At 45.7% G+C, this 26,552-nt stretch carries 29 protein-coding genes, 1 rRNA gene and 1 riboswitch; of the genes, 24 read left to right on the plus strand and 6 right to left on the minus strand.

Annotation, left to right across the window (positions count from 1 at the left end; genetic code table 11):
* Positions 1 to 144: 144 nt before the first annotated feature.
* Together CXK86_RS29785 and CXK86_RS29790 are read left to right on the plus strand one after the other, a co-directional pair.
* Positions 145 to 957 carry a zinc ribbon domain-containing protein gene (locus tag CXK86_RS29785; RefSeq protein ID WP_074093341.1) on the plus strand — a complete coding sequence of 271 codons (813 nt, stop codon included), beginning with the start codon at positions 145 to 147 and terminating at the stop codon, positions 955 to 957.
* A gap of 73 nt (positions 958 to 1,030) precedes the next feature.
* Positions 1,031 to 1,837 (plus strand): TrmB family transcriptional regulator, encoded by an 807-nt coding sequence (locus tag CXK86_RS29790; protein WP_101315035.1) that lies wholly within the window; start codon positions 1,031 to 1,033, stop codon positions 1,835 to 1,837.
* 269 nt (positions 1,838 to 2,106) lie between these two features.
* On the opposite strand, the gene CXK86_RS29795 is transcribed toward CXK86_RS29790, so the two are convergent.
* Positions 2,107 to 2,760 carry an NUDIX hydrolase gene (locus CXK86_RS29795; RefSeq protein ID WP_101315036.1) on the minus strand — a complete coding sequence of 218 codons (654 nt, stop codon included), beginning with the start codon at positions 2,758 to 2,760 and terminating at the stop codon, positions 2,107 to 2,109.
* A gap of 79 nt (positions 2,761 to 2,839) precedes the next feature.
* Between CXK86_RS29795 and CXK86_RS29800 the strand changes: the two genes are divergently transcribed.
* Positions 2,840 to 3,142 (plus strand): hypothetical protein, encoded by a 303-nt coding sequence (locus tag CXK86_RS29800; protein ID WP_017690846.1) that lies wholly within the window; start codon positions 2,840 to 2,842, stop codon positions 3,140 to 3,142.
* A 239-nt stretch (positions 3,143 to 3,381) separates the two neighbouring features.
* Here the strand turns inward: CXK86_RS29800 and mscL are convergent, their stop codons facing one another.
* The gene (gene mscL, locus CXK86_RS29805; RefSeq protein ID WP_101315037.1) at positions 3,382 to 3,876 is read right to left on the minus strand and encodes a large conductance mechanosensitive channel protein MscL; all 495 of its coding nucleotides are present in this window, start codon (positions 3,874 to 3,876) and stop codon (positions 3,382 to 3,384) included.
* A gap of 271 nt (positions 3,877 to 4,147) precedes the next feature.
* Positions 4,148 to 4,247, plus strand: a riboswitch (purine riboswitch).
* A 96-nt stretch (positions 4,248 to 4,343) separates the two neighbouring features.
* Entirely contained in the window at positions 4,344 to 4,490 is a 147-nt protein-coding gene (locus tag CXK86_RS32360; RefSeq protein WP_157116037.1) for a hypothetical protein, read from the minus strand.
* A gap of 57 nt (positions 4,491 to 4,547) precedes the next feature.
* Here CXK86_RS32360 and CXK86_RS29810 point away from each other — a divergent pair, with 57 nt between their 5' ends.
* The 3 genes from CXK86_RS29810 (at position 4,548) to CXK86_RS29820 (ending at position 8,041) form a co-directional block, all read left to right on the plus strand.
* The gene (locus CXK86_RS29810) at positions 4,548 to 5,135 is read left to right on the plus strand and encodes a xanthine phosphoribosyltransferase (RefSeq protein ID WP_036613196.1); all 588 of its coding nucleotides are present in this window, start codon (positions 4,548 to 4,550) and stop codon (positions 5,133 to 5,135) included.
* 1 nt (position 5,136) lies between these two features.
* Positions 5,137 to 6,498, plus strand: coding sequence for a nucleobase:cation symporter-2 family protein (locus CXK86_RS29815; protein ID WP_076329702.1), 1,362 nt, complete (start codon positions 5,137 to 5,139; stop codon positions 6,496 to 6,498).
* A 451-nt stretch (positions 6,499 to 6,949) separates the two neighbouring features.
* Positions 6,950 to 8,041, plus strand: a complete 1,092-nt coding sequence (locus tag CXK86_RS29820) for a DUF418 domain-containing protein (RefSeq protein WP_101315038.1) — start codon at positions 6,950 to 6,952, stop codon at positions 8,039 to 8,041.
* A gap of 96 nt (positions 8,042 to 8,137) precedes the next feature.
* On the opposite strand, the gene CXK86_RS29825 is transcribed toward CXK86_RS29820, so the two are convergent.
* Positions 8,138 to 8,476 (minus strand): DUF4870 domain-containing protein, encoded by a 339-nt coding sequence (locus CXK86_RS29825; protein ID WP_047840268.1) that lies wholly within the window; start codon positions 8,474 to 8,476, stop codon positions 8,138 to 8,140.
* A 193-nt stretch (positions 8,477 to 8,669) separates the two neighbouring features.
* A complete protein-coding gene (locus tag CXK86_RS29830) occupies positions 8,670 to 8,945 on the minus strand; it encodes a hypothetical protein (protein ID WP_036613189.1) in 276 nt (91 codons plus the stop codon).
* A gap of 399 nt (positions 8,946 to 9,344) precedes the next feature.
* Between CXK86_RS29830 and CXK86_RS29835 the strand changes: the two genes are divergently transcribed.
* From CXK86_RS29835 to CXK86_RS29875, 9 genes are all read left to right on the plus strand, one after another.
* Positions 9,345 to 9,533: a hypothetical protein gene (locus CXK86_RS29835; protein WP_017690840.1), complete on the plus strand. Its 189-nt coding sequence runs from the start codon at positions 9,345 to 9,347 to the stop codon at positions 9,531 to 9,533.
* A gap of 133 nt (positions 9,534 to 9,666) precedes the next feature.
* Positions 9,667 to 10,428 (plus strand): type I methionyl aminopeptidase, encoded by a 762-nt coding sequence (map, locus tag CXK86_RS29840; RefSeq protein ID WP_101315039.1) that lies wholly within the window; start codon positions 9,667 to 9,669, stop codon positions 10,426 to 10,428.
* Positions 10,429 to 10,993: 565 nt separating this feature from the next.
* Entirely contained in the window at positions 10,994 to 12,046 is a 1,053-nt protein-coding gene (gene coxB / locus CXK86_RS29845) for a cytochrome c oxidase subunit II (protein ID WP_036613183.1), read from the plus strand.
* Positions 12,047 to 12,117: 71 nt separating this feature from the next.
* Positions 12,118 to 13,968, plus strand: a complete 1,851-nt coding sequence (ctaD, locus tag CXK86_RS29850; protein ID WP_370511460.1) for a cytochrome c oxidase subunit I — start codon at positions 12,118 to 12,120, stop codon at positions 13,966 to 13,968.
* A complete protein-coding gene (locus CXK86_RS29855; RefSeq protein WP_047840264.1) occupies positions 13,965 to 14,591 on the plus strand; it encodes a cytochrome c oxidase subunit 3 in 627 nt (208 codons plus the stop codon). The genes ctaD and CXK86_RS29855 overlap by 4 nt, the downstream gene beginning before the upstream one ends.
* Positions 14,592 to 14,594: 3 nt before the next feature.
* Positions 14,595 to 14,915 (plus strand): cytochrome C oxidase subunit IV family protein, encoded by a 321-nt coding sequence (locus CXK86_RS29860; protein ID WP_036613178.1) that lies wholly within the window; start codon positions 14,595 to 14,597, stop codon positions 14,913 to 14,915.
* Between the two features lie 108 nt (positions 14,916 to 15,023).
* Positions 15,024 to 15,947: a cytochrome c oxidase assembly factor CtaG gene (ctaG, locus tag CXK86_RS29865; RefSeq protein ID WP_076254695.1), complete on the plus strand. Its 924-nt coding sequence runs from the start codon at positions 15,024 to 15,026 to the stop codon at positions 15,945 to 15,947.
* Positions 15,948 to 15,981: 34 nt separating this feature from the next.
* Positions 15,982 to 16,446, plus strand: a complete 465-nt coding sequence (locus tag CXK86_RS29870; protein WP_074093349.1) for a DUF420 domain-containing protein — start codon at positions 15,982 to 15,984, stop codon at positions 16,444 to 16,446.
* 142 nt (positions 16,447 to 16,588) lie between these two features.
* A complete protein-coding gene (locus tag CXK86_RS29875) occupies positions 16,589 to 16,960 on the plus strand; it encodes a hypothetical protein (RefSeq protein ID WP_036613171.1) in 372 nt (123 codons plus the stop codon).
* A 110-nt stretch (positions 16,961 to 17,070) separates the two neighbouring features.
* On the opposite strand, the gene CXK86_RS29880 is transcribed toward CXK86_RS29875, so the two are convergent.
* Entirely contained in the window at positions 17,071 to 17,400 is a 330-nt protein-coding gene (locus tag CXK86_RS29880; RefSeq protein ID WP_076254697.1) for a hypothetical protein, read from the minus strand.
* Between the two features lie 200 nt (positions 17,401 to 17,600).
* On the opposite strand from CXK86_RS29880, the gene CXK86_RS29885 reads away from it, so the two are divergent.
* The 9 genes from CXK86_RS29885 to CXK86_RS29925 all read left to right on the plus strand — a co-directional run.
* Positions 17,601 to 18,314: a hypothetical protein gene (locus CXK86_RS29885; protein WP_047840453.1), complete on the plus strand. Its 714-nt coding sequence runs from the start codon at positions 17,601 to 17,603 to the stop codon at positions 18,312 to 18,314.
* A gap of 89 nt (positions 18,315 to 18,403) precedes the next feature.
* Positions 18,404 to 18,793 (plus strand): GntR family transcriptional regulator, encoded by a 390-nt coding sequence (locus CXK86_RS29890; protein WP_036613231.1) that lies wholly within the window; start codon positions 18,404 to 18,406, stop codon positions 18,791 to 18,793.
* Between the two features lie 15 nt (positions 18,794 to 18,808).
* Positions 18,809 to 19,705, plus strand: coding sequence for an ATP-binding cassette domain-containing protein (locus CXK86_RS29895; RefSeq protein ID WP_047840261.1), 897 nt, complete (start codon positions 18,809 to 18,811; stop codon positions 19,703 to 19,705).
* Positions 19,706 to 19,725: 20 nt separating this feature from the next.
* Complete coding sequence (locus tag CXK86_RS29900) at positions 19,726 to 20,628, plus strand: ABC transporter ATP-binding protein (protein WP_036613228.1); 903 nt, start codon at positions 19,726 to 19,728, stop codon at positions 20,626 to 20,628.
* A complete protein-coding gene (locus CXK86_RS29905; protein ID WP_076254698.1) occupies positions 20,621 to 21,916 on the plus strand; it encodes an ABC transporter permease in 1,296 nt (431 codons plus the stop codon). The genes CXK86_RS29900 and CXK86_RS29905 overlap by 8 nt, the downstream gene beginning before the upstream one ends.
* A gap of 574 nt (positions 21,917 to 22,490) precedes the next feature.
* A complete protein-coding gene (locus CXK86_RS29910) occupies positions 22,491 to 22,835 on the plus strand; it encodes a DoxX family protein (RefSeq protein WP_076254700.1) in 345 nt (114 codons plus the stop codon).
* A gap of 92 nt (positions 22,836 to 22,927) precedes the next feature.
* A complete protein-coding gene (locus tag CXK86_RS29915; RefSeq protein WP_076254702.1) occupies positions 22,928 to 23,353 on the plus strand; it encodes a MarR family winged helix-turn-helix transcriptional regulator in 426 nt (141 codons plus the stop codon).
* A gap of 1,108 nt (positions 23,354 to 24,461) precedes the next feature.
* A complete protein-coding gene (locus CXK86_RS29920) occupies positions 24,462 to 25,682 on the plus strand; it encodes a TraB/GumN family protein (RefSeq protein ID WP_076254704.1) in 1,221 nt (406 codons plus the stop codon).
* A 539-nt stretch (positions 25,683 to 26,221) separates the two neighbouring features.
* Positions 26,222 to 26,552 (plus strand): 16S ribosomal RNA (locus CXK86_RS29925); the annotation flags it as partial.

Genomic DNA, 26,552 nt, shown 5'->3' on the forward strand with positions numbered 1-26,552 from the left:
CACCTGCACGAGATTACGCAACTTTTTGGCATGATATCGTATAAGTTATATGCCTGAGCATTTTGCATGAAGGATGTAATATGCTAATTTACTACTAAATAGAAATGATAATATTGGTTTTGACGGGACAGAGGAGGAATGGTCATGAAACTGCTTCAGCGCATCAAAGACGGAGCGAACAAAGCAACAGAGCGTGCCCAACACGCCGTTGAGATTGGGAAACTGAACAACCAGATTGTGGGCTTGCAACAGGAACAGGAAGTCCATTTTACAGATATGGGTCGCATCTTCTATGAGGGTTATCGGGCACAGGATATGACGCGTGCAGAAAAAGAGATGGTGGATCTGTCGCAACTCTGCGACGAATTGCAGGACGAGATTGATGGTCTGCGCAACAAGATTGCACAACTTAAGAACGAACGGTTGTGCGAGTGTGGACACGTCGCTTCCCTGGATGCCAACTTCTGCCCTAAATGCGGACGTAAGTTGGGTGAACTCAAGACAGCAGCGCCTAAAGTAGCAGCAGGAGTTGCAGGAGCCACCACAGCCGCAAGACAGGAGGCAGCTGTAGCTCAGACCCCAACTCCAGAGCCGGACTTCTACGATGCGCCACCTGAGTTGGAACTGGAGGAAGACGAGCCGTACCATACGGTCATTCCGTCCATAGCGGATCTGGAAACGGAATCGGAATATAACAGTACGGAATTTACCCAGGAAGAAAAGGAAGCGTTTGATGCCGAGTGGGAACGTCGCAGAGATGAAGAGATGCAACGGGAACGTGAGCGTCAGCAGGAACTGGACGAACGCATCCGCTACTGGAAAGAAAACAACCCGATCGTGAACACGGTGGACGTACAGACCGAAGTATCACGCGAAATGGTGAATTGTCAGATTTGTGCAGCCGAGCTGCCCAAAGGGTCGAAGTGGTGCCCGCGCTGTGGTGCCGAACAGATCTGATCTGATGCAGTAGAAGCACTGCCGCATCAGTGTGAGGCAGTGCGGGTTGCTGACAGCATGGGGGGACGGGAATATGGACCAACTGCTGCATCATTTGCGTCATCTCGGGTTTACCGAGATGGAATCTAAAATTATGGTGGAACTCGCCCGTCAGGGATCAGCCTCAGGATATGAGGTTGCGAAGCGGCTGGGCGTGTCCCGTTCCAATGTATATGCGACCCTGCAACGGCTGGAACAGCGTGGATTCTTGCGGTGTAGTCCTGGGGAACCGGCGAAGTATAGTGTGCTGAAGCCAGAGGAGATGACACGTATGATCTCCGATCAAATGCGTACCTCGCTGGACTATGTTCAGAGCAGCATGCCCAAAAGTGAACCGGAGAAGCCTGTCTTCTATAACGTCGAAGGTGACAAAAATGTGTTTGAGAATCTGAGCCGTGAATTGGCCGAGGCTCAGCATGAGATTGTCGTAGACGTTTGGCGTGAAGAGGCAGAGCTGCTACGTAATGACTTACAGCAGGCTGAAGCTCGCGGTGTGCGGCTGTTATGGTCGTGTGATGGTGGCGAAGGCATGCTCGATCAGCCTGTCCCTTGGCCGGGTTTGCCTATGTATGGTACAGGTAATGGTCGGAAATTTTCCCTGGTGGTCGATCGCCGCTGGTGCATGCTGGGCATGCGCGGTGAATCATGCGCCACACAGGCAGTAGTGACGGAGCATCCGGTAATGACCGGACTGCTGCTGAATCATTTTGCTCAAGAGCTGGTGTTGTACGAACTGGAACAGGATATGGGGGAGGAACTGGAGTCCCGCTATGGGCACCGGTACGAAGAACTCTCTGCGCGTTATTGGTCTTCTCCTTCAGGAGAAGGTGACCAGAGCTAGACAGATCGGCGACTAATTCACCTCTGATGGAGTGAACATGCCAGCACAAAGGTATCTATCTTGACGAAACGAATACGTGTGTACATAAAGCAGGCGCTGCCCGAAGGCAGACGCCTGTTTGTGCTGGTTTGAGATATGACAGTGATGTTCGTCACAGCATCTGTTCCTAGTCAAGTCGATAGTAAAGGTATGAAGTTATGCTATTTTTGAGAAAATGAAGCTATGAACATTCGATTGAACTGGATCGGGTTGGACAGGATTGTACACGATCACTCTTTGGGCACGTGATATAGAGCTTCGAGCACATCCGTATAATAAGCTGTACCATGGGGTACAAATTCCGTTGCCCGAATCTCGCGAACGATACGTTCCGGTTCATCAGCTGCATGATCACTAGACGGCTGAGTCTGAACTCCGGTAGCTTGAATGACGTCGATCTCATTACGAAACAAAGCGAGTAGATCATCCAGCGGCACTTCATACAGGCTATCCACCTCGCTAGGCTGCAGAACGTAGGCTTCGAGCCGCTGGTTCAGACATAATCCATAGACGGCGCTGAACTCCCGATCTATGAATGGGACACCACGCACCTCTCCTTGGAGCTGCTGTGTAGCCGTGAGTAGATAGGTTAGTGCCTCGAATGGAGTATAAACACCCAGTTCTTCCTCCAGCTCACGACTGGCGTCTTGCAGTTGTTCACCTGCGGTGAGATGACCTGCTGCTGTAATGTCGTAACATCCGGGAAAGGTATCCTTAATATCACGCCGCCGCTGAAAAAGAACCTGTCGCTGCTCGCCTTCGTCACGCACGATCCAGCAGTGGAATGAACGGTGCCAATATCCTTTGGCATGGACCTCGATGCGTAGTGAAGTGCCGATCCAATTTTGCTGATCGTCATAAATGTCGAAACGTTCTGGGGTCATGAAACGTATCTCCTTATATAGCAGATTTTAAAGTTCAAAATTTCACAAAGTATGTTTTAAACGAAAGGGGAACCATCGTATGGAATGCATTGTACACTTTCAGGTGATTTATCCGCAACCTCAGGAACGTAAAAGTCTTAGAGGACTTATATTTGTAGGGCAAGGTCAGGAACCGGCTAACAGTCAGTTAAGCAGCATGTTTAAGGATATGGGATTTAATGTACGTTTGGAAGATGAGGCCCAGTTGTTATTCAAGCCAGTGGATGCTTCGGCAAACTTTGAATATATTCGCGTGACAGAGCTTGATACTGGGGAAGAAGTTTACAAGGAAGATAAGGATCTGAAGTCGATCCTGGAGCATTTGTTGCCACGCCGCTTCTAATTCATGAGCATGGCCGCGAATGAAATTCATGGGGGAGCATATGTAATACATGTATGATAGGCACAAAAAAGGCCCCACCTTTACGGTGGAACCTTCAAACCTTTAAGCTACGCAACCCATAGTTAATGAAGCCCATATGGCTAGCTTTTCATACATAAACCCTAGCAAGTAAGAGGTTGTCCCCCGCATCAGGATTTATCCGTAATTCAACTCGGTGCGTCTTTAAACGTTCATTGTAATTATGCTAGAGCGCCGTTGCCTTCAGCTTCGAGCTCTGAAGTACAGTGCGAGCAGCGGGTAGCTGCGGCTGGAATTTCCGATAGGCAATACTTGCAAGCCTTGGTCGTTTTTTGCGGCTCGGGCTTTTTGTGTTCTTTGCTTTTCAGATAGTTGATGCCCTTCACAAGCATGAAGATACAGAACGCAACGATAAGAAAATCAATCATGACGTTGATGAATTGTCCATAAGCAATCACGGTAGCCCCAGCTTCGTTGGCTTGAGCGAGGGTGGTGATGTCCTGTCCGTTTGCTGTTTTGATATCCCGGTCCAGGTTGATGATTTTCTGACTGAAGTCGATTCCACCCATCAGTTTTCCAACCGGGGGCATGATGATATCATTCACAAGGGATGTGACGATTTTACCAAAAGCAGCCCCAATAATGACACCGACCGCCAGATCGATGACGTTGCCGCGGACGGCAAATTCCTTGAATTCGTTAAGTACGCCTTTCATGTTTACATATCTCCTTTGATCATTCGATTCAAAATCTAGGCCGCGTTTCCATCCATTCTCCGTTCAGATCCGCGCTTCCGTTCTCATATTGTACATAAAAAATAGATTCCAATCACCCCCTGTTTGCAAATTAAGACAAGTTTCCGCAACTTCCATGAAAATACTTCTTTATTTCACGGCGTTGATTCGGTATACTTCTAACATTGTCAGTTATGTTTAACCTTTTACATTCAGGTTCGCGATCATACATTGTAACGAATCATGGAGCCAAAAAATTAAATATGCCGTTACTCGTATATGTGCAGGAATAGGCCTGCATGTCTCTACCTGATCACCGGAATGATCGGACTACGGGAAAGATGTTGCAATGTTTTGTAGGGTTGGCATGAGATCATTCTCAGACAGTTTGACTGAAGAGCAGGTTCAAGTGGCTTTTATCTGTTTCCGATTACACTGTTTGAGGTTTCTCAGAGCAGGATTGAACTCCTGTCATTCTGTCCATCCAGCACACTTGCAGCATCCATACGGCTTGTCCATATACGTACAAGTCCGTCTTTCCCGTCTCCGGTTATTCCGCAGCGTGTGAAAAGGCGGGCTTTTTGCTTTTTTACCATGCGATTGGAAGAGCATGTGAGCTTCTGTGCGGAGGGCATTCAGGGGGAAGAATTACAATGCAATTGTTAAAAGACAAGGTGAGACAGGAAGGTATTGTCCTGTCCGAGCAAGTACTCAAAGTGGATTCATTCCTGAACCACCAGATGGACCCGGTTTTGATGAAGGAAGTGGGCAAGGAGTTCATTCGCCGCTTTGAAGGCGAGAATATTACTCGCGTGCTGACGATTGAGTCGTCAGGGATCGCCCCAGGTATCATGACTGCGTTGGAGCTGAACGTGCCGCTGATCTTTGCACGGAAGCAGAAGTCGCTCACACTGACGGAAGACATTCTGGTAGAGAAGGTCTACTCCTTCACGAAGCAGGAGACCAATGAAATTACCGTTGCCAAGAAGTTCATGAAGCCTGGTGATCGCGTGCTGATCATTGATGATTTTCTGGCGAATGGCGAAGCAGCATTTGGTCTGGCTCGCATTGTGGAGCAGGTTGGAGCCGAAGTGGTGGGTATCGGTATTGTGATTGAAAAAGCATTCCAGCCGGGAGGTCGCTTGCTGAAAGAAGCAGGATACCGTGTGGAATCATTGGTTCGCATCGGGGCACTGTCGGATGGACAGGTTACATTTGCGGACGAGGAGGGCACGAACTAATATGGCACGCGAACGTATCTTTCAACGGCATCGGCATCCAATCAAAACGTTCTCACTCGGATTACAGCACGTGCTTGCGATGTATGCAGGAGCTGTTGTCGTTCCATTGATCGTCAGTAACGCATTGGGTTTTACACAGGAACAACTAACCTATCTCATTGCCATTGACTTGCTCGCATGTGGTGTGGCTACACTGCTTCAGGTATGGGGAAATAAATATTTCGGCGTAGGGCTGCCTGTCATGCTCGGCTGTGCATTCCAGGCTGTGTCCCCGATGATCCTAATCGGGATGAACAGTGGAGTATCTGCCATTTACGGAGCGATTATTGCCTCAGGGCTGTTCGTATTGATCTTCTCCGGAATCTTTGGGAAGCTTATTCGGCTCTTTCCACCAGTGGTTACGGGTTCGGTGGTTACGATCATCGGTTTAACCTTGATTCCCGTTGCTTTCCACGATCTGGGCGGCGGTCAGGGATCAGAAGATTTTGGTAGCGGAGTTAATCTAATGCTCGGCTTCGGCGTGCTGCTCTTTATCATTCTAATGACTCGTTTTACAACCGGTTTTATCCGTTCCATCTCAGTATTGATTGGTCTGCTTGTAGGTACGATTGCAGCAGGGTTTATGGGCGAGGTTAATTTTGCTCCTATCCGCGATGCAAGTTGGTTCCACGTTGTTCAGCCGTTTTACTTCGGTACACCGACATTTGAGATTGTACCGATCCTGACGATGATTCTGGTGGCGATTGTCAGCGTGGCCGAGTCCACAGGTGTATTTATGGCTCTGGGCAAAATCCTGGACAAGGACCTGTCGTCCAAGGATCTGGCGCGCGGTTATCGCGCAGAGGGTCTAGCCATTGTGTTAGGCGGGATTTTCAACTCGTTCCCGTATACAACGTATTCGCAAAATGTAGGACTTGTACAGATGACACGTGTGAAGACACGTGATGTCATTGTGGTGGCTGGTGGAATCCTGGTGGTCATTGGATTTGTACCAAAAATTGCAGCCCTCGCACAGCTCGTTCCAGGGGCAGTACTTGGCGGAGCCATGGTGGCCTTGTTTGGCATGGTGGTATCATCAGGCATTCGAATTATCGGCAGTCAGGTTGATCTGAACCGACATGAAAATCTGTTTGTCATCGCTTGTTCTGTAGGTATGGGCCTGGGTGTTACCGTTGTGCCTGAGTTGTTCGCAGGTGCACCGGCCTGGGCTCAGATTATGCTCGGTAATGGTATCATTGCAGGCAGCTTCACGGCGATCTTCATGAACCTGCTGTTTAATGGTCTTGGTACCAAGGAAACAGCCGCCAAAATGGCTGAACAACAGGCAGATGCCATCCTTGGAGAGACGGGCAAGTCAGCTTAAATTAGCCGAAGTAGGCTAGGGTTATCATCCAGCAGGATTGTTATGTTAACTGTTATAAATAGACGATTCACAAGATGAATAATGAATCAGGTTAATCATGAAGATATACAGCATGAATGGTTTATGACATACATCATTTATGCTATGAATATTCAATCACATGAAGAAGCCCTTTTTACATTGCGAAACACCGAAGATACAGACTCAGCAGAGTCGTGTTTTCGGTGTTTTTTTGTTTTGTTTATCATCAGCATAGCGTCCAATATGCCGCTGTACAGGAACAATACAGGAACAAGACCTTATGCCGGATGTAAGAAGTTATTCACCTAATTCGATGGCAAGCCATGTTGTATGAAGGATAGACTGTTATCATGCATGGGGATATACACCAAAGAGATAAGCGATCCAATCGCTTTTTGATTACATAACAATAATTTCACTGGGAGGAACGATGAATTATCAACCTGTATTAAAACAAGATCGAATGAAGTTTCTGGATTTGTTTCGAGGGTTTTCCTTGATAGGCTTACCATTTGTAAATGTATTGGCATTGTGGGTTATGTTGAAGCCGGATACTCGTGTAGATTTTTGGATCCAACGAGCATTATATTTTTGGGTGGAGGCACGTTTTTACGATATCTTCTGTTTTTTATTTGGCCTTGGATTTTATCTTTTTCTAAGCCGGTCAGCTGCCAAAGGTCAAACCAAGCTGTTTCTCTATATCCGCAGGATGCTTATTTTATTAGCGCTGGGATATATTCATCAACAGTATCAGTCTGGAGAAGCTTTATTTCTTTATGCCATCATAGGGCTGGTTGTCATTCCGTTATATTGGGCACCTCGAACTGTGAATTTGGTGATCGGTGTGGTGGGATTTATTGCAGCCGCCGCGATAGGTGTCAAAATGCTAACGATTCCTTTTTTAATTATACTGGGATTGTCAGCAGGTCAATATCAACTGATGGAGAAGATCCAGAAAGGACTTCCGTATCTGGGCAGAATCTGGTTCATTTCATTCATCGCTTCTACGGTGGGGATTGGTATCATGTGGTGGGTTGCTCCTCCGGATGCGATGAGTCCGTTTCTATACGAAGTGATTGGTGCGAGCCTGCCTGTTGCTGAGCAAGCCAATATGGATGCTGCTTTTCGATTAGAACATATCGGTGTGGCAATTGGTCCGGTGGTATCCATCTTTTATCTAAGTACATTACTGAGATTGAACCAGAACATGACCTTTGCCAAAATGTTAAGTCCCCTGCATGTATTCGGACGAATGGCCCTGACCAATTATATTGCACAGACCATCATTTTGTTGGTGGTATACCAACTCATATTTGCAGATGCTGCTGTATCGTATACGGTGTCTACCCTTGTGTGCATTGGCATGGTTATTGTACAAGTCATCGCGAGTAATCTGTGGATGCGCTGGTTCCAGTATGGGCCGCTGGAATGGGTATGGAGATGTGGTACTTATCTAAGTTTCATTCCGATCCGTAAAAAGCATTCTAAGCCACGTGTTCATGACACAAGGGTGAGAGGTTGACTCTTTTTCCTCGTTATAATCAAAGACGATCCACATCCGGTTGAACGGAAATGGATCGTCTTTTCTTTTTGGAACACGTCTACCTTCTGCCTAAAGTTACAGATGACGCAGCTGTTTTTCTGCAAAATCGCCAACCCACGGCAGTTTTAGCCATTTCCCCTGTAAGCTGGTAACGACCATAATAAGCCAGACCACTACACCAAGCAGGGATAACAGCGATGCCACCAGTGGTCCGAACAACGGAAGGAAAGCCGATAATACATGCCCGACCATAATGATGCCAAAGACCGTTACAGATTGCAGCGCATGAAATAACACGAACCGGCTCCGTTTCTCCACAGCGAGAAAGACAATCCCACCTACAAAGGTAAACAGATAACAAAGCATACCGGCAATATTTTCATCCAGACCGCTAGACGATTTCATGGGGGACATCCGGTCCAGCCTCCTTTGACCTTTTTAACTAGGCTATGAGAGAGGTGGACAGAACTGAACCGATGAATTTATTTGCCTGTGACGGATGGGGATCAACACATAGGAAAAAGCAAACAGGGGCAGAACAAGCCATTGTACAGCTTACTCTGCCCCTGTTATCGTTTACGATTAAACGTTGCTTTAAACGAAATCGTTATCCGCCCTCGATCTGTCTGCGAGGGTTTGTAATCTTGCCCATTTTATCGGTGTCGTTTTCTTTGGGAACCAACCGCTCATCGGTTCTTCCTTCGTGGTGATTATCATATGCATATTCCGTCAGTTTCCATTCCGACTTGCCAAGAACGGGATCAGCCGGGAAATGTTGCCCCCGGTGCAGATGTTCCTCACGTCCGGCTTCGTTGATGTAAACTCCGTCTACTTCCACCTTTTCATGCGAAAGGGGCAGCATATCTTGTTCTTTGCGGTCCATGAGACGACGCCTCCTTTGGATACCAGTAATTTAACTGTATGGGTTGTCCGTGATAATATCCCCCGAATAGTTCAGTGTTATGCTGGAGATATTAATTCCGTATAGAATGGTGGCAATCTTAACATATGATTCGGAATTAAACTTTTTGGGCATGAAAACCGTTATATTTATTAGAGGAAATCGTCAAGTCGTAAGATACTTCCGAATATGCTACAATAAGATTATGATTCATTCCGAATCATATCGGGTATTTATAGTGTCAGGTACTTGCTTTCTAGCGAGGTTCCCGACCTAAAGCTTGCTTTAAGCCGCGCACACAACTTCATGGATGGCATTTAAGACTTATTCGGCATTCTCTAAACGGAGCATTCACTTTCAACGTTTTGGGAGGGAATTACAATGGCAACGAAAGGTCACAATGAGGTCAAAGAAAGTTTGAGGGAAATGACTCGGATTTTCCGTCCTAAGGATCCAAAAAAATTCGTGAAGGAGTACGTGAGAAAATACCGGATTACGGGTGGATATGAGGAAGAATTGACTTCTGTGGTTGAGCATGAGCTTGTCAAGATGGATTCTTCCGTGTCCTGAAACAACACACAACTCTGATTATACTGTTCCGATAATGAATAGAACCGTCTCTCGGGCGTTAAGCTCCGGAAGGCGGTTTTTTTTGCGTTCCTGCTGCATATATATGGTAGTACACCTACAGCGGGAAGGATGAATGCATGTGGACCCTATTTTGAAAACCAAAGAAGAGATTGGCTACATGCGGGAAGCAGGAAGAATTTTGTGGAGCTGTCACCAGCATATTGAGCAGTGGATGGTCCCTGGTATCACGACAGTAGCGATTAATGAGCGGGTGGAAGAGTTTCTGGCAGCACGAGGAGCCACACCGGAGCAAAAAGGGTATAAAGGATATCCTTACGCGACGTGTGCCTCTGTTAATGAAGTGGTCTGCCACGGATTTCCTGGGGAAGAGGAGTTGGCGAGCGGGGATGTAGTGACCATCGATATGGTGGTGAACAAAGACGGCTGGCTTGCTGACTCGGCCTGGACATATGGAATTGGTGAAACAAGCAGATCCATTCGCAAGCTGATGAGGCGCACGGAGAAGGCACTTGAGCGGGCGATTGCCCAGGCAGTTCCAGGGAATACACTCGGAGATATTGGAAGTGCCATTGAACGAACAGCCAGACTGTATCGGTACGGGATTGTGAAGCCTCTCATCGGTCATGGGATTGGTCAATATATTCATGAACCCCCAAATGTTCTGCCTTATGGCAAACGTAGAACGGGCACGATGCTCACCGAGGGCATGGTTATTACGATTGAACCAATCTTTACAAAAGGCAGTTCTGGGGCCGTTGTCTGGGATGAAGATGGATGGACGGTAAGGACGGTAGATGGCAGCTGGGGGGTCCAGTATGAGCATACGGTTGCGATTACTGGGAATGGCCCCTTGATTCTGACCGATGGCACGTGAGATGAACTCAGTGAAGAAGAGGGCTTGTGTTGAACTTTCTCAGAAATGCTCCATGCTGTTTTGAGCTTGAAGATAGCGGTATGGAGCGATAGGCATGTCTTCTGAATGGATATGGAAGAGGTTTTCCATATATTCTGATCTTTCTTTTGCATAATAGCACATGTTTTCATTGTGAGAAAAATCACCAATAAATCGAGTTTTATCACCGAAATTTGGCAAAAATTTTCAAATGTAGAGTGTAATACTTTTAACTGAAATCGTTTGCAAATCAAGTTGTAGAGCGGTTTTTTACATAAAGTGAACAATTTGTGAACATGTGTCCAAAGATTGACAAAATCATACCCTCAACTTATATTTAATAAGTGATTGAAGCATATAGAATGAATTGGAAGAATGCGCAGACATGCCCTGAGCAGGAAATCACGGGAGTACTGGAAGCGTTATTTTTCTAAGCGTTCTGTATGATGAAGAGGATTATGCGTATCGTGCTGAAACGTACCTTTTGTTGCCTTTCTACCGAACGACAACGGTAATCTACGAAAACGTAAAAAAGTGGGGTAGATCAATGATGAAACAGTGGCAGGTTGCAAAGCGAATTCTCCCCTTGCTGGCGGTGTTCTCTTTGCTGCTATCCGCATGCGGGCGGGAAGACTTGTCGGTAATGAAACCTCAGGGTCCTGTAGCGCAAGGCCAATATGATCTGATGAAGTTATCCATCGCGATTATGATCGTGGTGCTCATCATTGTATTTGCCATAGCGGCCTATGTTCTGATCCGGTTTCGTAGACGAGCCGGGCAGACTGAGATGCCCGAACAGGTTGAAGGTAATTTCAAGCTGGAAGTAATCTGGACAGCCATTCCGTTATTGCTGGTTATTGTTCTGGCAGTACCGACGGTCCAAACGATTTTTGCCCAAGGCGAAGATCTGTCCAATGACAAAAATGCACTTAAGGTCCAAGTCACCTCGCATCAGTACTGGTGGGAATTCACTTATCCTCAATATGACGTAACCACCGCTCAAGATCTCATCATCCCGACCGGAACAAAAATTGCATTCGAATTAAAAACCGCTGACGTGCTTCACTCCTTCTGGGTGCCGTCACTTGCGGGCAAAATGGACACAAACCCGGATGGAACACTTAACAAGTTCAGTTTCTCTGCACCGAATGAAGGCGTTTACCGTGGTAAATGTGCCGAATTATGTGGCAGATCGCATGCTTTTATGGAGTTTAAGGTAAAAGCAGTGAGTCAGGAATCCTTTGACAGATGGGTGAACCAGATGAAAGCACCTGCAGTCCTTCCTGAAGACACTCAATTGGCTGAAAAGTTCAAAACAAACTGCCTTTCTTGCCACGCTGTTGGTGATCAAGGTGGACCGGTTGCACCTAACCTGACGGGAATCGGCGGCAAGGAATCTGTCGCAGGCATTTTGCTGAATTCTCGCGAGGGACAGGAAGAAGGTAATCCGGTACTGGATAACATGAAAGAATGGCTCCATGATCCACAATCCGTGAAGCCGGGCAATACCATGCCGAATCCCAAAGATCTTGGGTTGACGGATGAAGAAATCGACGGAATTGCCGAATATCTGGCCAACTACAAATTGGACTATGAATAGAACAGCAAGGACGAAGAAGGGGGTACACAACCTTGGCTCATGCGCATAGCGTCAAGAGGTACAGGGGCTTGATGGATTGGATCACCACCGTCGATCACAAAAAAATCGCCATTCTCTATTTGGTTGCGGGTGGATTTTTCTTTGGAATCGGCGGCATTGAAGCCATTTTGATTCGGATTCAACTGATGAAGCCTATGAATGATTTTGTATCGGCACAGGTCTTCAACGAATTGATTACAATGCATGGAACAACGATGATTTTCCTTGGTGTCATGCCACTTATTTTTGCCATTATGAATGCTGTCGTGCCTTTGCAGATCGGGGCGCGGGACGTTGCTTTCCCGTTTCTTAACGCGTTGGGTTTCTGGACATTCCTGTTTGGTGGATTGTTGCTGAACCTGAGCTGGGTTATGGGCGGAGCACCGGATGCGGGCTGGACCTCATATACCCCGCTTTCGGGCAGTGAGTACAGTGGAACTCATGGTGTGGATTTCTACACCATCGGTCTTCAGATCGCGGGTCTGGGAACGCTCATCGGGGGCATTAACTTTCTCGCAACAATTATTACAATGCGTGCTCCAGGCATGTCCTACATGCGGATGCCGATGTTTACATGGACGACATTTATTACATCTGCCATTATCCTTTTTGCTTTTCCTGCCATCACGGTAGGGCTTGTACTTTTGACGTTTGACCGTATACTGGGAGCGAATTTCTTCGATGTCGCAGGTGGCGGTAACCCGGTACTCTGGCAGCACATCTTCTGGATCTTCGGGCACCCGGAAGTATACATTCTGATTCTGCCGGCATTTGGTATTATCTCGGAGGTTATCCCGACCTTCTCGCGTAAACGGTTGTTCGGATATAGCTCCATGGTATTTGCCACCATCCTGATTGCCTTCCTGGGCTTCATGGTATGGGCGCATCACATGTTTACAACAGGTCTGGGTAATGTAGCCAACGCGCTTTTCTCCATCTCCACGATGTTGATTGCCGTACCTACCGGGATCAAAATCTTTAACTGGCTCTTTACGATGTGGGGTGGACAGATCCGTTTTACAGCGGCAAACCTGTTTGCTGTTGGATTCGTCCCAACCTTCGTTATGGGTGGTGTTACAGGCGTTATGCTGGCATCTGCTCCGGCAGACTTCCAGTTCCATGATACGTACTTTGTTGTAGCTCACTTCCACTACGTTATTGTAGGGGGACTCGTACTTGGATTGTTCTCGGGACTGCATTACTGGTGGCCGAAGATGTTCGGACGTATTCTCAGCGAAACACTGGGCAAATGGACGTTCTGGACATTTATGATCGGTTTCCAATTAACGTTCTTTGTACAGCATTTCCTCGGTCTGATGGGGATGCAGCGCCGGATCGTTACATACTTGCCGAATCAGGACTTTGACCTGCTCAATCTGGTCAGCTCCGTCGGTGCGTTTCTAATGGGTGTTGGGGTTATCATGTTCCTCGTGAACATCGTGATCACAATGAAAAAACCGGCTGGCGCGCCAAACGATCCGTGGGAAGACGGCCGTACACTGGAATGGTCTATTCCATCTCCGCCGCCGGAATATAATTTCAAGCAGACGCCGCTGGTACGCGGAATTGATGCATATTGGAAGGAAAAAATGGCAGGACATACGGAGATGACACCGGCAGAACCTGTAGGTTCGATTCATATGCCTTCAGCAACGCCGTTGCCGTTTGTAATGTCAGTAGGTATCTTTATCGCCGGACTTGGCTTGATGTTCAGCAATGATGAATTTGGTAATGCATTTATGAATGTCATTTTCAACAATTATATTGTAGTTATTATTGGTCTCGTAATCACATTTGGTGCAATGGCACTTCGTTCACTTTATGATGATCATGGCTGGCATATTGAACCGGAGGATCAGGATGAGAAGGGGGCTAGAACATGACAACCTCACATGCCGAACCGGTGAACGACAAATTGCCGCATGAACCGGAGAAAGCAACGCTGGAAGGCCGTAACAAGCTTATCGCCTTCTGGTTGTTCCTTGGCGGCGAGACGGTACTGTTCGGTACACTCTTTGCTACCTTCCTGGCTCTTCGTGGCCAAACCAATGATGGACCTACGGCGAATGAACTGTTCCACCTGCCACTTGTGGCCGCCGCAACGTTCATTCTCTTGGTCAGTAGTTTGACAAGTGTATTTGCGATTCAGGCCATGCATAAGGGCAAGCGAGATGCACTGGCGTTGTGGCTTGGCATCACGGTAGTACTGGGTATGGGATTTCTCGCACTGGAAATTTACGAGTTCTACGAGTATGTGAAACATAAAGAGTTTGGCATGACCACGAGTGCATTCAGTTCAGCATTCTATACACTGGTCGGGTTCCACGGAGCCCACGTTGCTTTTGGTATTGTGTGGATCGGAATCATTATCGGTCAGCTGTTCAAAAAAGGATTGACGGTCGTAACCGCACCTAAAGTATACGTCTCCGCAATGTACTGGCACTTTATTGACGTGGTATGGGTGTTCATCTTTACGGTCGTGTACCTGCTCGGAAAGGTGGGGTAGCACATGTCGGCACAGGATAAGACAGATCAACAGCCTGTGAAACACCGTCACCGGACGGAAGGGCCACAGAAACACGTCGTGGTGTTTATCTTCTCCATTATTCTTACGCTGATTGCGTTTGCGGCTGCTTCTGCCGGAGGGGTCAACACAACCTTTATCATTATTATTTTGCTCGTCATGGCTATTCTTCAAGTATTCGTTCAATTGGGTTATTGGATGCACTTGAAGGACAAAGGGCACTTGATGCCGATTCTGTTCATGGCCTTTGGCTTTTTCGTAGCCTTTACGTGCATCATTATGGCACTCTATTGGGTCTGGTGGTAAAAGAGATGGCGGCGGCGCAATGCCGCCGTCTTTTCCCCTTTTTGGCGAATGAATCTTCACAAAGTAATGAAGGCAACAACCAAATCAGGTCACGGGGAGGTTTCCCGTATGCTCGGGTTGCAATATTTTAGCTTCAACGATTTATGGAGTCCGCTTATATTGGCTTTATTTCTGATCATTGCTGCGGCTTATCTGGTACTTGTGGGACCGTTAAGTGAGCAAATAAAGGATGCCGAACCTGCGACTGCTGCACAGAAAATCATGTTTATTACAGGGCTGTTTGTCCTGTATCTGGCTCAAGCTGGACCCTTTAATCTGCTTGGTCACGTGATGTTTAGCTTCCACATGGTAAGTATGGCGTTCTCCTATCTGGTAGCTCCGCCGCTGATGATGAAAGGTTTGCCGATCTGGGTATGGCGCAGAATCGTACGCTGGTTGCCTACACGCCAGCTATCGTTCCTGGCTCATCCGATCGTTGCGGCAGTGCTCTTTAACGGGCTGTTCTCGCTGTATCACCTACCGATTGTACATGATTACGTCATGCTGAATTTTACCGTTCACCGGTTGTATTATATTGCACTGTTCATCACCTCGATGCTCATGTGGTGGACATTGCTGAATCCGTTGCCAGAAGGCAGACAAGCATCGGGGTTATCCAAGATCGGTTTTATTTTTCTGAATATGGTACTGCTTACGCCTGCGTGTGGATTGATTATTTTTGCGTCCGAGCCGTTGTATCAGACGTACAGCAACCCGGCAGTATGGGCTGAAGCCATGCGGTATTGTGTGTCTGGAGATTCTACGGCGTTACTTCGCTCATTCGGTGGGCCTGCGTTCTTCAACTTCCTGTCTTCCGCGAAGGAAGATCAGCAGGTCGGTGGCATTGTAATGAAGTTTATTCAGGAAGGAATCTTCGCCTCGATGTTAGCCTATGTCTTTTTCCAATGGTATCGGAAAGAGAAGCAGGAAGATGATGATGATTCTTATCCTGCAGGAGGCGCAGGGGGGCCGCTCAATCCGGCTGCCAAATAATGAAGTAATGTTCTGACAAGAGGGGGAACACACGATGGATATGTATTTTTGGCTACCAACGATCAGTACTTCTTTCATTGTGATTAGTGCAGTACTGGTGGGGATTGGATGGGTACTGATTATTCGGGGTAAACGTGAGGCTCATCAGTCCGCCATGGTAGCAGGTGCGATTGCAGCTCTAATCTTCTTTGTGATCTATATGTCTCGTACAGTGTTCGTGGGTAATACAGCTTGGGGCGGGGACCCGGATCTGGAGATCTTTTATCGGATATTTCTGATCTTTCATATTATCCTGGCTACCGTGGCAGCGATATTTGGCATCTCCACACTGGTGCTGGGGTTCAAAAAGAAGTTCGGAAAACATCGCCGCTGGGGTAAGTTCACGTCCATGATCTGGTTCGGGTCAGCGCTAACAGGTGTTGTTGTGTATGTTCTTCTATATCTCTTATATCCTGGTGGTCATACACGTCCGGTATGGGAAGTTATCCTCGGCGTATAAAAGTAGAGATATAACCTCCGGTTACTCGGGCGTGCGTCACTACTCTCTTCTGAAAATATGAAAATGGACGAATCTAGCAGATCATTCGTCCACGCTTCCTCTCTCATTCATTCATAGAATGAGTTCGAGAGGGGGAAACAAAATGAAAAAAACAGTCAACGTCAGTCAGACGTATCCACGTCTTACCGTGTATTCAGAAGAGAACTACAGAGGGAGAAGCCGCATCTATCGTGGCAACACGGGTCTTCGTAACCTGGACAATATTTTGGATGGGGTGGAGAGCCTGCGCTTTTTCTCAACAAGTTCCAATGCAACACTGGTTGTGTTTACACGTCCTAACTTCCAAGGTGGATTCCGAGTCTTCCGAGGCAACACCAACTTGAGAGATTTGGATGATCTGATCCGTGGCAATGACGTGGAATCCCTGATCTCCACCAATCAACGGTTAACGCTGGCTCAGATTCGCGCAATCCGCAGGGATCGCAGTCTGCCTAGTGGCTATAACCTCGTTTAATCGTAAGGCCTCTTCTTCTAACAGGTGCTAGAGAGCGGCAAAGGGCTGTACCCGAATTGTGTTTACACAATAACAGGTACAGCCCTTCTTTTGTGATTGGGAAATGATGTTTAATCCCCGCCACCCCCACTGTCTCCGCCGCCACTATCCCCACTGCTGTCATTGCTGCTACCACTATCGCTGTTATGATGAGAATGTGTGTCTGATGAAGAATCCGACTCATGATGTTTGTGATCCGATGTGTGTTTGGCATGTCGATCGTAGGAGTCATCTCCCATAATGACCGGATATCCCGAAGCAGAGTCGGTATAACCGTTGTTACGGCGGATGCGGTGTCTGCCTTTTTTGGCAGAATGACGATGAGGCTCATCCCGGAGGACCAACCAGATTACGACGATAAGGAAAAGGAGGACAAATCCGATCTCTACCAGCCAATCCATAGCTGTAACCTTCCTTTCTATGATTCGTTACTATAATTTATTTTAACGTAAATTCGTACTGTGTCCCATCCCGTCTTCCTGATTCAGGAAAATTAGGGGTTGACGGGATGAGAAATAGGTCTGTATACTGTGTATATTGATATATACAGTAATCACAGTAAGCAACATGAGTGAATGACAGGTGAAAGGCAGGCATGCATATGAACGAATGGAAGCAGGCGTGGTGGTTGACCCGCAGCCAGATGAGTAAGGATAGGCTCCAATGGCTATGGTCTGCATTATTCATGATATACACTGGTGGTATGAGCGGTGTGATGTTTTTAGGACAACAACAGACAGATATTATTAATCCAGTAGTGGATTCCTTCTTTTTAATCATGTTGCCATTTCAAGGGTTTATGTTCTGCAGGCGCTCCTTCCGTTACATACAGGAAGATTCTTATACGCAGATGCTGGCCTACTATCGTAGAATTCCCATTCCTGAACAAGTGGTGATGTGGTCCAGGCTACAGCAGTCTCTGATGGCGTTTACGTACAATGGAATCTTTTTCTACGGATCGTTATACGTGGTTAATCTTCATGCCGAAGGATTCCGATGGGATCAGTATCTGGCCTTTAGCCTTACCTGTACAGGTTATGGCCTTTTGGTAACAGGGTTCTATATTTACGGAGAGTTTCTGAACAGTGGCAAGAAATACTTGCTTCTCAGTATGCTTTTTATACCATTCGCCATTGGCATATCCATACTGATTCGAATATCAGGCAGTTACGGATTGCGGATTGTAATGGATGGAAGTAAATCATGGGGGCTGCTTTCCCCGATCATGTGGATTTCTCTGGTGGCTGGCGTAGCGGGATTATGGCTGTCTAGTCGTTTTACGCTGAAGAAGCTGGTTCATCGGGATTTGAATTAAAATGAGAATTGAGCTTATGTACGAATACAGGATGAAACCGGCACGGTCAGGTAACAGACTGGAGTGTACCGGAGGGCGAGGTGCAAGATGTGAAAATACCCATTCAAATTAATGAAAATAGCGCTGAACCTTTATACCACCAAATTGAAAATCAGTTAAGATCGTTAATTATTACGGGTCAGTTGGGGGAGGGAACACATTTGCCGTCCATTCGTGAGTTCGCCGGAGCACTGAATTGCAGTGTTATTACGGTTAGACGGGTCTATCAGGATCTGGAGAATGAAGGCTTGCTTCGTACGAAGCAGGGGACAGGTACATTTGTGGCCCAGGTAGAAGCCGGTGACAGAGAAAATTATAGATTAAAGGCCGCACAGGAAGCGATGCAGGCAGCGGTGCAGTCCGGGAAATCGGTAGGCTGTACGGAAGAAGAGATGGAGAGCCTATTCCGGGAAGTCCTGAAGGCTATTTACGTGAAGTAAGGGAGTGATTCATACGTGGAACCCATAGCAATCCAGTTGAACGGCGTATCCAAAATGCGAAAACGCAGAGTTATCGGCCCAATTGATCTGACCATCCCGGAAGGGTATATAGTGGCTATTCTCGGTCACAACGGTTCAGGCAAAAGCACCCTTCTTAACATGTTACAGCAAGTGGTGCTGCCAGATGCTGGGCAGATTATATGGTTTGGTCAGGAACATGATGGGCCACTTCCTATTGAACTGAGACAACAGATTGGTTTTGTGGCAGATAACGCTGGTTCAGAAGAGAACCGGATAACAGCACAAGAAGCGGCCCATTTCCGGGCGTACTGGTACCCACGTTGGGATATGAAGTTGTTCGATCAACTGATTCAGGATATGGAAGTACCTGTTGATGTGAAGCTGAACAAGATGTCCAAGGGAGAAAGGCGGAAATTTGAGATTGCAGCTGCAATTGCAGCTCGCCCAAGACTATTGCTTTTGGATGAGCCTTCATCAGGATTGGACCCCTTTGCCTGGAAAGTGATGGTTGAGCAGTTCCGTACCTTCATGGCGGGGGGAGACACCACGATTCTGATTGCCACACATATTGCAGACGAAGTCAAAAGGCTTGCGGATTACATCGTATTGATGCACCGTGGTCAGTCACTGGGGATGGCCGAGAAAGATATGGTGCTCGATCAGTGGAAAGAAGTCTGGTATGAAGGAGATTTAAGGCCAGAAAGTATTCCTGGTGTTGTGGAATCTTCTATAGAAGAGGGAGGTCTGGTTCGCGTAATTACAACCCGGGTCAGCGAGGCGCAGGAGAGGCTGGAGCTGTCCAATAACCGGGTATTGAGAATCCGTAACTTGGAATTGGATGAAGTGCTGGCATTCTGGATTGCCGGGTATGCACCCGTACAGTGGAAATAACCGAAGGGAGACGATAAATGATGAACCGATTGGAATTGAAGCAAGTCGTCAAGCAATATGCAGACAAAACAGCCGTTAATGGAGTCACGCTCAATGTAAAAGAGGGGGAGATTTACGGACTGCTCGGAGCCAATGGTGCAGGTAAAACAACAACAATGCGTATGGTGCTTGGACTGATTCACCCGGACGGAGGGAATATCCTGTACAACGGCAAGCCCTATAATACGGAGCTGCAACAGATTATGGGTTATCTTCCGGAAGAGCGCGGATTGTACCCGAAGGTGAAAGTCAGCGAACAGATTAATTACCTGGCACGACTTCGTGGCATGAATGGTAAGGACGCAGATCAGAGCCTCAAGTACTGGCTGAACCGGTTTGAGGTACCTGAGTATTACGATAAGAAGATCGAGGAGTTATCCAAGGGTAATCAGCAGAAAATGGGCTTTATCGCGGCTGTAGTGCATAGACCGCAGATTCTCATTCTGGATGAAGCGTTCAGTGGACTGGATCCTGTGAATGTGGAATTACTCAAGTCCACCGTCAAAGAATTGCGAGACGAAGGCACGGCCATTCTGTTCTCAACACACCGTATGGAGCACGTTGAAGAGTTGTGTCGTCAGATCACCATTCTGCATCGTTCCAACACGGTGGTACAAGGAGAGATCAAGGAGATCAAGAGCCGGTATCCGCGTGAACAGGTATTCCTGGGTACGATTGGTAGTGTGGAAGGACTTGAACAGTTGCCTGGTGTGAAGAAAGTCGAGCGGAATGAGCGTGGTTACCTGATACATATTAGTCAGGTGGAAGCGGCTCAAGAGATTCTGAGAACAGCTATGACTCAGACGACAGTGGAACACTTTGAACTGAAGGAACCAACGCTTAACCAAATCTTTATTCGTGAGGTAGGTGAGTCGAATGAATAAAATGGGAACGATTACGGGTTTTACATTTAAAAACAAAGTTAAAACGAAATCATTCATGGTAACGACCATTGTACTTGCACTTTTAATTTCAATCGGACTCAATGTTCCGTATTTCATTACCTTATTCAACGGGGGTTCCATTGGTGGAGCTTCAAGCAGTAATCCTGTAAATATTGGTCTTCTGAGTACAGGGCAGCCTAAAGTTTCCGAGAAACTGGAGAGCTTCTCTGCGGCTCAAGGAGATCAGGCCTATCGATTCATTGCCAGTGGAGACAAGGATGAGGCGGCCCTTAAAGCAGATGCGGAAGCTGGGCTTACCGATGGTTATCTGAAGTTTGAAGCTGTTTCCGGGCAAGAGTTCCCGCAGCCCATTCTATATTCAGCAGAAGACGTATCACCTCAGATCATTGCATCCATTGAAGCAGCGTTGCAGAGTGTGAAGCTGGATGTGGTTGTGAAGGATGTACTCACAGCGGAGCAGAAGGAACTGATTACAACACCTGTGAAGCTCACTGAGCAAAGTTTGAGTACAGATGAGAGCGGAGCAGGTACTGAGTCTGAAGGTAAAATGAGCCCGATTAACTATATTGTGGTGTACTTGCTGATCATCCTGCTGTTTACCTCAACGATGATGACAGGTAACATGATTGCCTCTGAGATCACAGCTGAGAAGAGCTCACGTATTATGGAGATTCTGATTACGAGTGTATCACCGCTCAGTCAGATGTTTGGTAAAATCATCGGGATTTTCATGGTGGGGATGCTGCAAATCGGGATCTTCGGAGCGGTGGTTGCCGGAAATATCTTGTTGCCGCATAACCGTGCAGTATTAGGTGATTTCAATATGAGTGTAAGTGATGTGAATATTGCGGTTATTGTGTACGGACTCATATTCTACATTCTGGGTTACTTCCTGTATGCCGTGTTGTTTGCTGCCATTGGTTCAATGGTAAGCCGTACTGAAGAACTCGGTCAGGCTGTTCTGCCGATTACGATGTTGTCGCTTGTTTCCTTCTATATTGCCATCTTCAGTATTTCTACGCCGAACATTCTGTTGTTGAAAATCGCAAGCTTCATTCCATTCACGTCGCCGACCGCGATTCTGGTACGAATCGGCGCAGGAGTTGCGCCAACTTGGGAAATTCTAACGTCCTTAGCGATTCTTATTTTATCCATTATCATCTTCGGATGGCTTGCAGCCAAAATCTATCGCACAGGTGTGTTGATGTACGGTAAACGCCCAACCTTTAAGGAATTGTTTAAAGCCATGAAGGCATATAAGATCTAGGTTGAGTGTTTGAAGGTGTTGTGTGTTGTCATAATTAGCGAGATATGCATATTTATCCATAAATATGCATATCTCTTTTTGAAATTAGCTTGCAGCCATTGGTGGCCAATTTAATGTTGAACGCGCTACATGTTGTTTAATTATGTTCGATACAAACAGTCAAGAACGAATAATTACTTAGAAGTTATATTTAATTTGGGATGGTTGATTTTTGTATAAACAAGCTAAATTACATTCCGTAGGTCGAATTGACAATAAGTTAAGTAAATTACCTTTGTTTGTTACTAAATTTATTGAAAGTAAGAAGCATAGGCTTTTAATTGGCTGATTACAGAGAAATTTACCACAGTTCAACAAAGAACAGAAATTGAATTATCCATGCTAAAAATATTAACGATATGTGAAAAAGAAAGCTTCCTTTGGAACGATAATCTAAGAAAAATTAAAAGGACATAAGAGGGCTATAATCTATAAACCTTTATTTTAGGGTTGACAATATATAAAATTTCAAACAAAATACATGCTATAGCATATATTAAATTCATATGCATAAATTTATGAAAGAGGGGTAGATATGTTCATTTTTATCACAGTTTTACAGGTTCTATTAGGTGGTTTTTTCCTTTTTACAGGAAGCAAAATTATTTCCGGTAAAATGGCCAATGAGTTTAAACGTTTTGGACTGCCATCGTTCTTTAATGTTTTGACTGGTTCGTTCGAGATTGTGGGGGCAGCTGGTATGATCGTTGGCATCTGGATGCCTGTCGCAGCAATTTTAGCTGGTTCGCTTCTAGCCGGAACAATGCTTGCTGGAGCGCTTACTTTAATAGTCTTAGCTAAAGATCCGATTCAGAAGGCCATTCCAGCACTCATTTTGTTCATACTTAGCTTGATTGTATCCATGTATCATTTTTTCTAAACGAAATTAACGAATTTTTGACGGATTTCATGTGTAACCTTTGAGAGATCGACTATATTTGATTTAAGAAAATGATAAATGAGGGTACTACAATGGACTTATATAATATTACCGGCTTCTTGATCCATCGTACAGATGTTAAGCTTACAAACTATTTTACGAAACAATTAAAGCCCTACAAGGTGACACCGGAGCAGTGGAGCATTATCTCCTGTCTTGATATAGATAAAGCTATGACTCAAAAAGAGCTGGCGGAGGCCATCGATCGGGATCAAACAACGGTAGTGAGAATGATACATTCTTTAGAACGCAAGGGCATGGTTCGACGTATTGTTCATGATCAGGATAAGCGCTCACATTATTTATATTTGTCCTCTAAAGGTCAAGAAGTTAAAGGAAAGCTGTTGTTAACAGTTAAAAACGCGCATGACTATGTTACACGAGGTTTGGAACACGATGAATTAAATCAGTTAAAAATGATATTAGATAAACTGTACCGAAATGTGCAAGAAGATTAGTTAGACTCTATACCAGAGGATGAATCATGACAACTACATGCCGAAGCACAAAAATTGTGAGATTCTTTCCGAATGAAGCAGCAAGAATAAGGATCCAGCTTCTACTTACTTTAGAAGGAGCTATCAGAAATATATGGTCGAATATCATCGTTCACTGAATATTTAATTCCATCAATTCGATTATCCCAGCAATATTTTTAGTTGTACTCAAGCTGATAGGAGCTGCTTGATGTTTTCCTGAACATATTACTAGAGAAAGAAGGGAAGGAAAGATCACTGGATTATGATTCTAACTGGTTTTGAGATAGCGGCAATTCGCATACCATTAAGTATTTATGTTTCTGTAGAAGAATAGAAGACGGAATGATTTTAATTTAAATGAATAAAGTATTCTAAAATGAGACTGTTATCTAATACTAGATAGTGGTCTTTTTGCTATGTATAATTAAGATAAAATATCGAAAAAATCCGTATACATTATCATATATGAAGATGCAAAATGAGTTTTGCGCTTTTTCCTACTTATCATGAAAATATGTCCTGATAGATAAGCTTTATTGATGACTTTTTCTCACTAATTATGACAAGTGGTGTGCTGTGTCGGTGGTCATATTAAATCGAGTTCAGGAGAGGGTCGATGATCATGCAGCAGTTAAAAGGGTTCTATATACAGTTTTTGAGGGAAAATCTGTGGTTTAAAGCATTGATCGATCCTGACTACACTACTACTTTCAATTGTATTTAGCAGTTCAGCCTTTTCAGAGCAGGGCAACTACCAAAGCATCTCTAAATTAGCTATCGCTATTTTCTTCGTCGCATATGGAGTGAAGCTGTGGGGCAATCCGAAGGTTTCTATAGCATTCTTTTTCCTGGCTCTGATCAGTATCTATTTATCTTGGCATAGCTTGGATTTTGCGAATATCTAGCATTAAACCTATACGACGGTTTCGTTTTTATTGTTTCTTATCTAATGAGAGTAATGAAGGGAGAAAGTGCTGCTCCGTTTGCGGAGTGGCACCAATTCCCATCTTTAACCGTAGTATCTAAGTATGTCTATTCTATTAAAAAATGGATTGGCAACTATATTCCTTAAAGGAGGATACATAATATGAAGAATTGGAAACGCATGCTCTTATCTCTTACAATCTCGGTAGGGTTGCTCGCATCTGCAGTACCAGCTATGGCTGCTCCACAAGGAACTTCCGTCAAGGTTAATGACGAAGCTGTGAAATATGCTACAGGAGCGCCGATCCTGGAGAAAGGTACAACATTAGTTCCACTGCGGACTACGCTGGAAGCTATGGATGTGAAGCTAACAACTGCGACAGATGATACGATCACGGCTGTAGTAGATGGCAAAACGATTACACTCAAAAGCAAGCTTACACGTATCAACGGTGTAACGTATGCGCCAATCCGCATCGTCGGTGATGCAGCGGGTTATGAAGTTCGCTGGGATGCTGCAACGCGCACCGTGCTACTGGTATCCAAAGGTGGAGCAACTGAAACTGCGCAAACCGGTGGACGTGGCTTCATGTGGGAAGTTGAAAGCAATGGCAACACGGTCTATCTGGTAGGGTCCATGCATATTGCGGATGAGAGCTTCTATCCATTGCGTCCGGAGTTTGAAGAAGCCTTTGCGGAAGCTGACTATCTCGGGGTAGAGATTGATATTAGCAAAGCCGCTGATGAAGAGCAGCAAAAGCTGGTTCTAAGTCTGGGTTCGTATCAAGATGGAACAACACTGAAAGATCACATCTCCAGTGAAACGTATACTAAGCTGGGTGATGTATTGAAGAAAAATGGTCTGGAGTCTAACGCCTTGGATGCATTTAAGCCTTGGGTAGTAGAGAGCACACTTGCAAGTTTGAAGTCCACAACGGCAGGATACGAAGCGTCAGCAGGAGTGGATCTGTATTTCATCCAGAAAGCGATCGAGCGCAAACTTCCAGTTATCGAGCTGGAGAGTTATCAATCTCAACTTGGCATGTTTAACGACTTTTCCAAAGAAACACAAGAGGAAACACTGAAAGCGACAATCGAAAACTTCGACGTGTTGGATAACAGTGTGAAAGAAATGGCTGAGATGTGGAAAACGGGTAATGACGAGCAACTGCTTGAACTGACAAACAGCTTCTCCACTAACGAGGAATATAACAAAGCAATGCTGGTTGATCGTAACATTGGTATGGCGGACAAAATCGATGGTTACTTGAAAAACGGCAAAGGTGAGGAGTATTTCATTGTTGTTGGTGCGGCACACTACTTGGGCGATCACGGCATCGTGAAACTGCTTGAGGATAAAGGATATAAAGTAGAACGGAAATAAATATAGATTACTATAGAAGGTAACCCTTTCGTCTCGAATATAAGAGTTGAGAGGGTTGCCTTCTTATATATAGAAGAAAGACAGATTTAAATAAAGAAGATTAAGCTGCAGGATAATAAAATTGAACCTAAGAGTTCATGGTAGATTGAAGGTCCTTAATATGGTTAGATCGTGGATTTGATAAGTTTTGAAATTAACTCTTTACAAGTGTGTGTTCTACATGGTATACTCTATTTCCGGCCAAAAAAACACGAGATATACGGTGCGGCAAGCGATTGAAATAAGCTTCGAAAGAAACTTAAAAAAAGAGCTTGCAAAGTTGGTTCGGACATGATATTATATAAGAGTTGCTGAAGAGAACAACATTCGGTAACGAAAACAAGTTTGATCTTTGAAAACTGAACAACGAGTGAGTAAACATTCTGCTTGCAGAATGAACGCGAAAGTTTGAGACAAGCCTTGGCTTGAATCGACTGGAGCACAAATGAGATTTTTAATCTCGTCAGATTCAAAATGAGCTTATCGCTCTTTTCAATACTTTATTGGAGAGTTTGATCCTGGCTCAGGACGAACGCTGGCGGCATGCCTAATACATGCAAGTCGAGCGGACTTGAAGAGAAGCTTGCTTCTCTGATGGTTAGCGGCGGACGGGTGAGTAACACGTAGGCAACCTGCCCTCAAGTTTGGGACAACTACCGGAAACGGTAGCTAATACCGAATAGTTGTTTTCTTCGCCTGAAGGAAACTGGAAAGACGGAGCAATCTGTCACTTGGGGATGGGCCTGCGGCGCATTAGCTAGTTGGTGAGGTAACGGCTCACCAAGGCGACGATGCGTAGCCGACCTGAGAGGGTGATCGGCCACACTGGGA

The organism is Paenibacillus sp. BGI2013, assembly GCF_002843485.1.
GTDB lineage: Bacteria > Bacillota > Bacilli > Paenibacillales > Paenibacillaceae > Paenibacillus > Paenibacillus amylolyticus.

What these genes read in the sequence shown, in the direction of transcription:
- CXK86_RS29785 (WP_074093341.1), top strand. Translation starts at nt 145, where the DNA reads ATGAAACTGCTTCAGCGCATCAAAGACGGAGCGAACAAAGCAACAGAG.
- CXK86_RS29790 (WP_101315035.1), top strand. Translation starts at nt 1,031, where the DNA reads ATGGACCAACTGCTGCATCATTTGCGTCATCTCGGGTTTACCGAGATG.
- CXK86_RS29795 (WP_101315036.1), bottom strand. Translation starts at nt 2,760, where the DNA reads ATGACCCCAGAACGTTTCGACATTTATGACGATCAGCAAAATTGGATC.
- CXK86_RS29800 (WP_017690846.1), top strand. Translation starts at nt 2,840, where the DNA reads ATGGAATGCATTGTACACTTTCAGGTGATTTATCCGCAACCTCAGGAA.
- mscL (WP_101315037.1), bottom strand. Translation starts at nt 3,876, where the DNA reads ATGAAAGGCGTACTTAACGAATTCAAGGAATTTGCCGTCCGCGGCAAC.
- CXK86_RS32360 (WP_157116037.1), bottom strand. Translation starts at nt 4,490, where the DNA reads ATGGTAAAAAAGCAAAAAGCCCGCCTTTTCACACGCTGCGGAATAACC.
- CXK86_RS29810 (WP_036613196.1), top strand. Translation starts at nt 4,548, where the DNA reads ATGCAATTGTTAAAAGACAAGGTGAGACAGGAAGGTATTGTCCTGTCC.
- CXK86_RS29815 (WP_076329702.1), top strand. Translation starts at nt 5,137, where the DNA reads ATGGCACGCGAACGTATCTTTCAACGGCATCGGCATCCAATCAAAACG.
- CXK86_RS29820 (WP_101315038.1), top strand. Translation starts at nt 6,950, where the DNA reads ATGAATTATCAACCTGTATTAAAACAAGATCGAATGAAGTTTCTGGAT.
- CXK86_RS29825 (WP_047840268.1), bottom strand. Translation starts at nt 8,476, where the DNA reads ATGTCCCCCATGAAATCGTCTAGCGGTCTGGATGAAAATATTGCCGGT.
- CXK86_RS29830 (WP_036613189.1), bottom strand. Translation starts at nt 8,945, where the DNA reads ATGGACCGCAAAGAACAAGATATGCTGCCCCTTTCGCATGAAAAGGTG.
- CXK86_RS29835 (WP_017690840.1), top strand. Translation starts at nt 9,345, where the DNA reads ATGGCAACGAAAGGTCACAATGAGGTCAAAGAAAGTTTGAGGGAAATG.
- map (WP_101315039.1), top strand. Translation starts at nt 9,667, where the DNA reads ATGCATGTGGACCCTATTTTGAAAACCAAAGAAGAGATTGGCTACATG.
- coxB (WP_036613183.1), top strand. Translation starts at nt 10,994, where the DNA reads ATGATGAAACAGTGGCAGGTTGCAAAGCGAATTCTCCCCTTGCTGGCG.
- ctaD (WP_370511460.1), top strand. Translation starts at nt 12,118, where the DNA reads ATGGATTGGATCACCACCGTCGATCACAAAAAAATCGCCATTCTCTAT.
- CXK86_RS29855 (WP_047840264.1), top strand. Translation starts at nt 13,965, where the DNA reads ATGACAACCTCACATGCCGAACCGGTGAACGACAAATTGCCGCATGAA.
- CXK86_RS29860 (WP_036613178.1), top strand. Translation starts at nt 14,595, where the DNA reads ATGTCGGCACAGGATAAGACAGATCAACAGCCTGTGAAACACCGTCAC.
- ctaG (WP_076254695.1), top strand. Translation starts at nt 15,024, where the DNA reads ATGCTCGGGTTGCAATATTTTAGCTTCAACGATTTATGGAGTCCGCTT.
- CXK86_RS29870 (WP_074093349.1), top strand. Translation starts at nt 15,982, where the DNA reads ATGGATATGTATTTTTGGCTACCAACGATCAGTACTTCTTTCATTGTG.
- CXK86_RS29875 (WP_036613171.1), top strand. Translation starts at nt 16,589, where the DNA reads ATGAAAAAAACAGTCAACGTCAGTCAGACGTATCCACGTCTTACCGTG.
- CXK86_RS29880 (WP_076254697.1), bottom strand. Translation starts at nt 17,400, where the DNA reads ATGGATTGGCTGGTAGAGATCGGATTTGTCCTCCTTTTCCTTATCGTC.
- CXK86_RS29885 (WP_047840453.1), top strand. Translation starts at nt 17,601, where the DNA reads ATGAACGAATGGAAGCAGGCGTGGTGGTTGACCCGCAGCCAGATGAGT.
- CXK86_RS29900 (WP_036613228.1), top strand. Translation starts at nt 19,726, where the DNA reads ATGAACCGATTGGAATTGAAGCAAGTCGTCAAGCAATATGCAGACAAA.
- CXK86_RS29905 (WP_076254698.1), top strand. Translation starts at nt 20,621, where the DNA reads ATGAATAAAATGGGAACGATTACGGGTTTTACATTTAAAAACAAAGTT.
- CXK86_RS29910 (WP_076254700.1), top strand. Translation starts at nt 22,491, where the DNA reads ATGTTCATTTTTATCACAGTTTTACAGGTTCTATTAGGTGGTTTTTTC.
- CXK86_RS29915 (WP_076254702.1), top strand. Translation starts at nt 22,928, where the DNA reads ATGGACTTATATAATATTACCGGCTTCTTGATCCATCGTACAGATGTT.
- CXK86_RS29920 (WP_076254704.1), top strand. Translation starts at nt 24,462, where the DNA reads ATGAAGAATTGGAAACGCATGCTCTTATCTCTTACAATCTCGGTAGGG.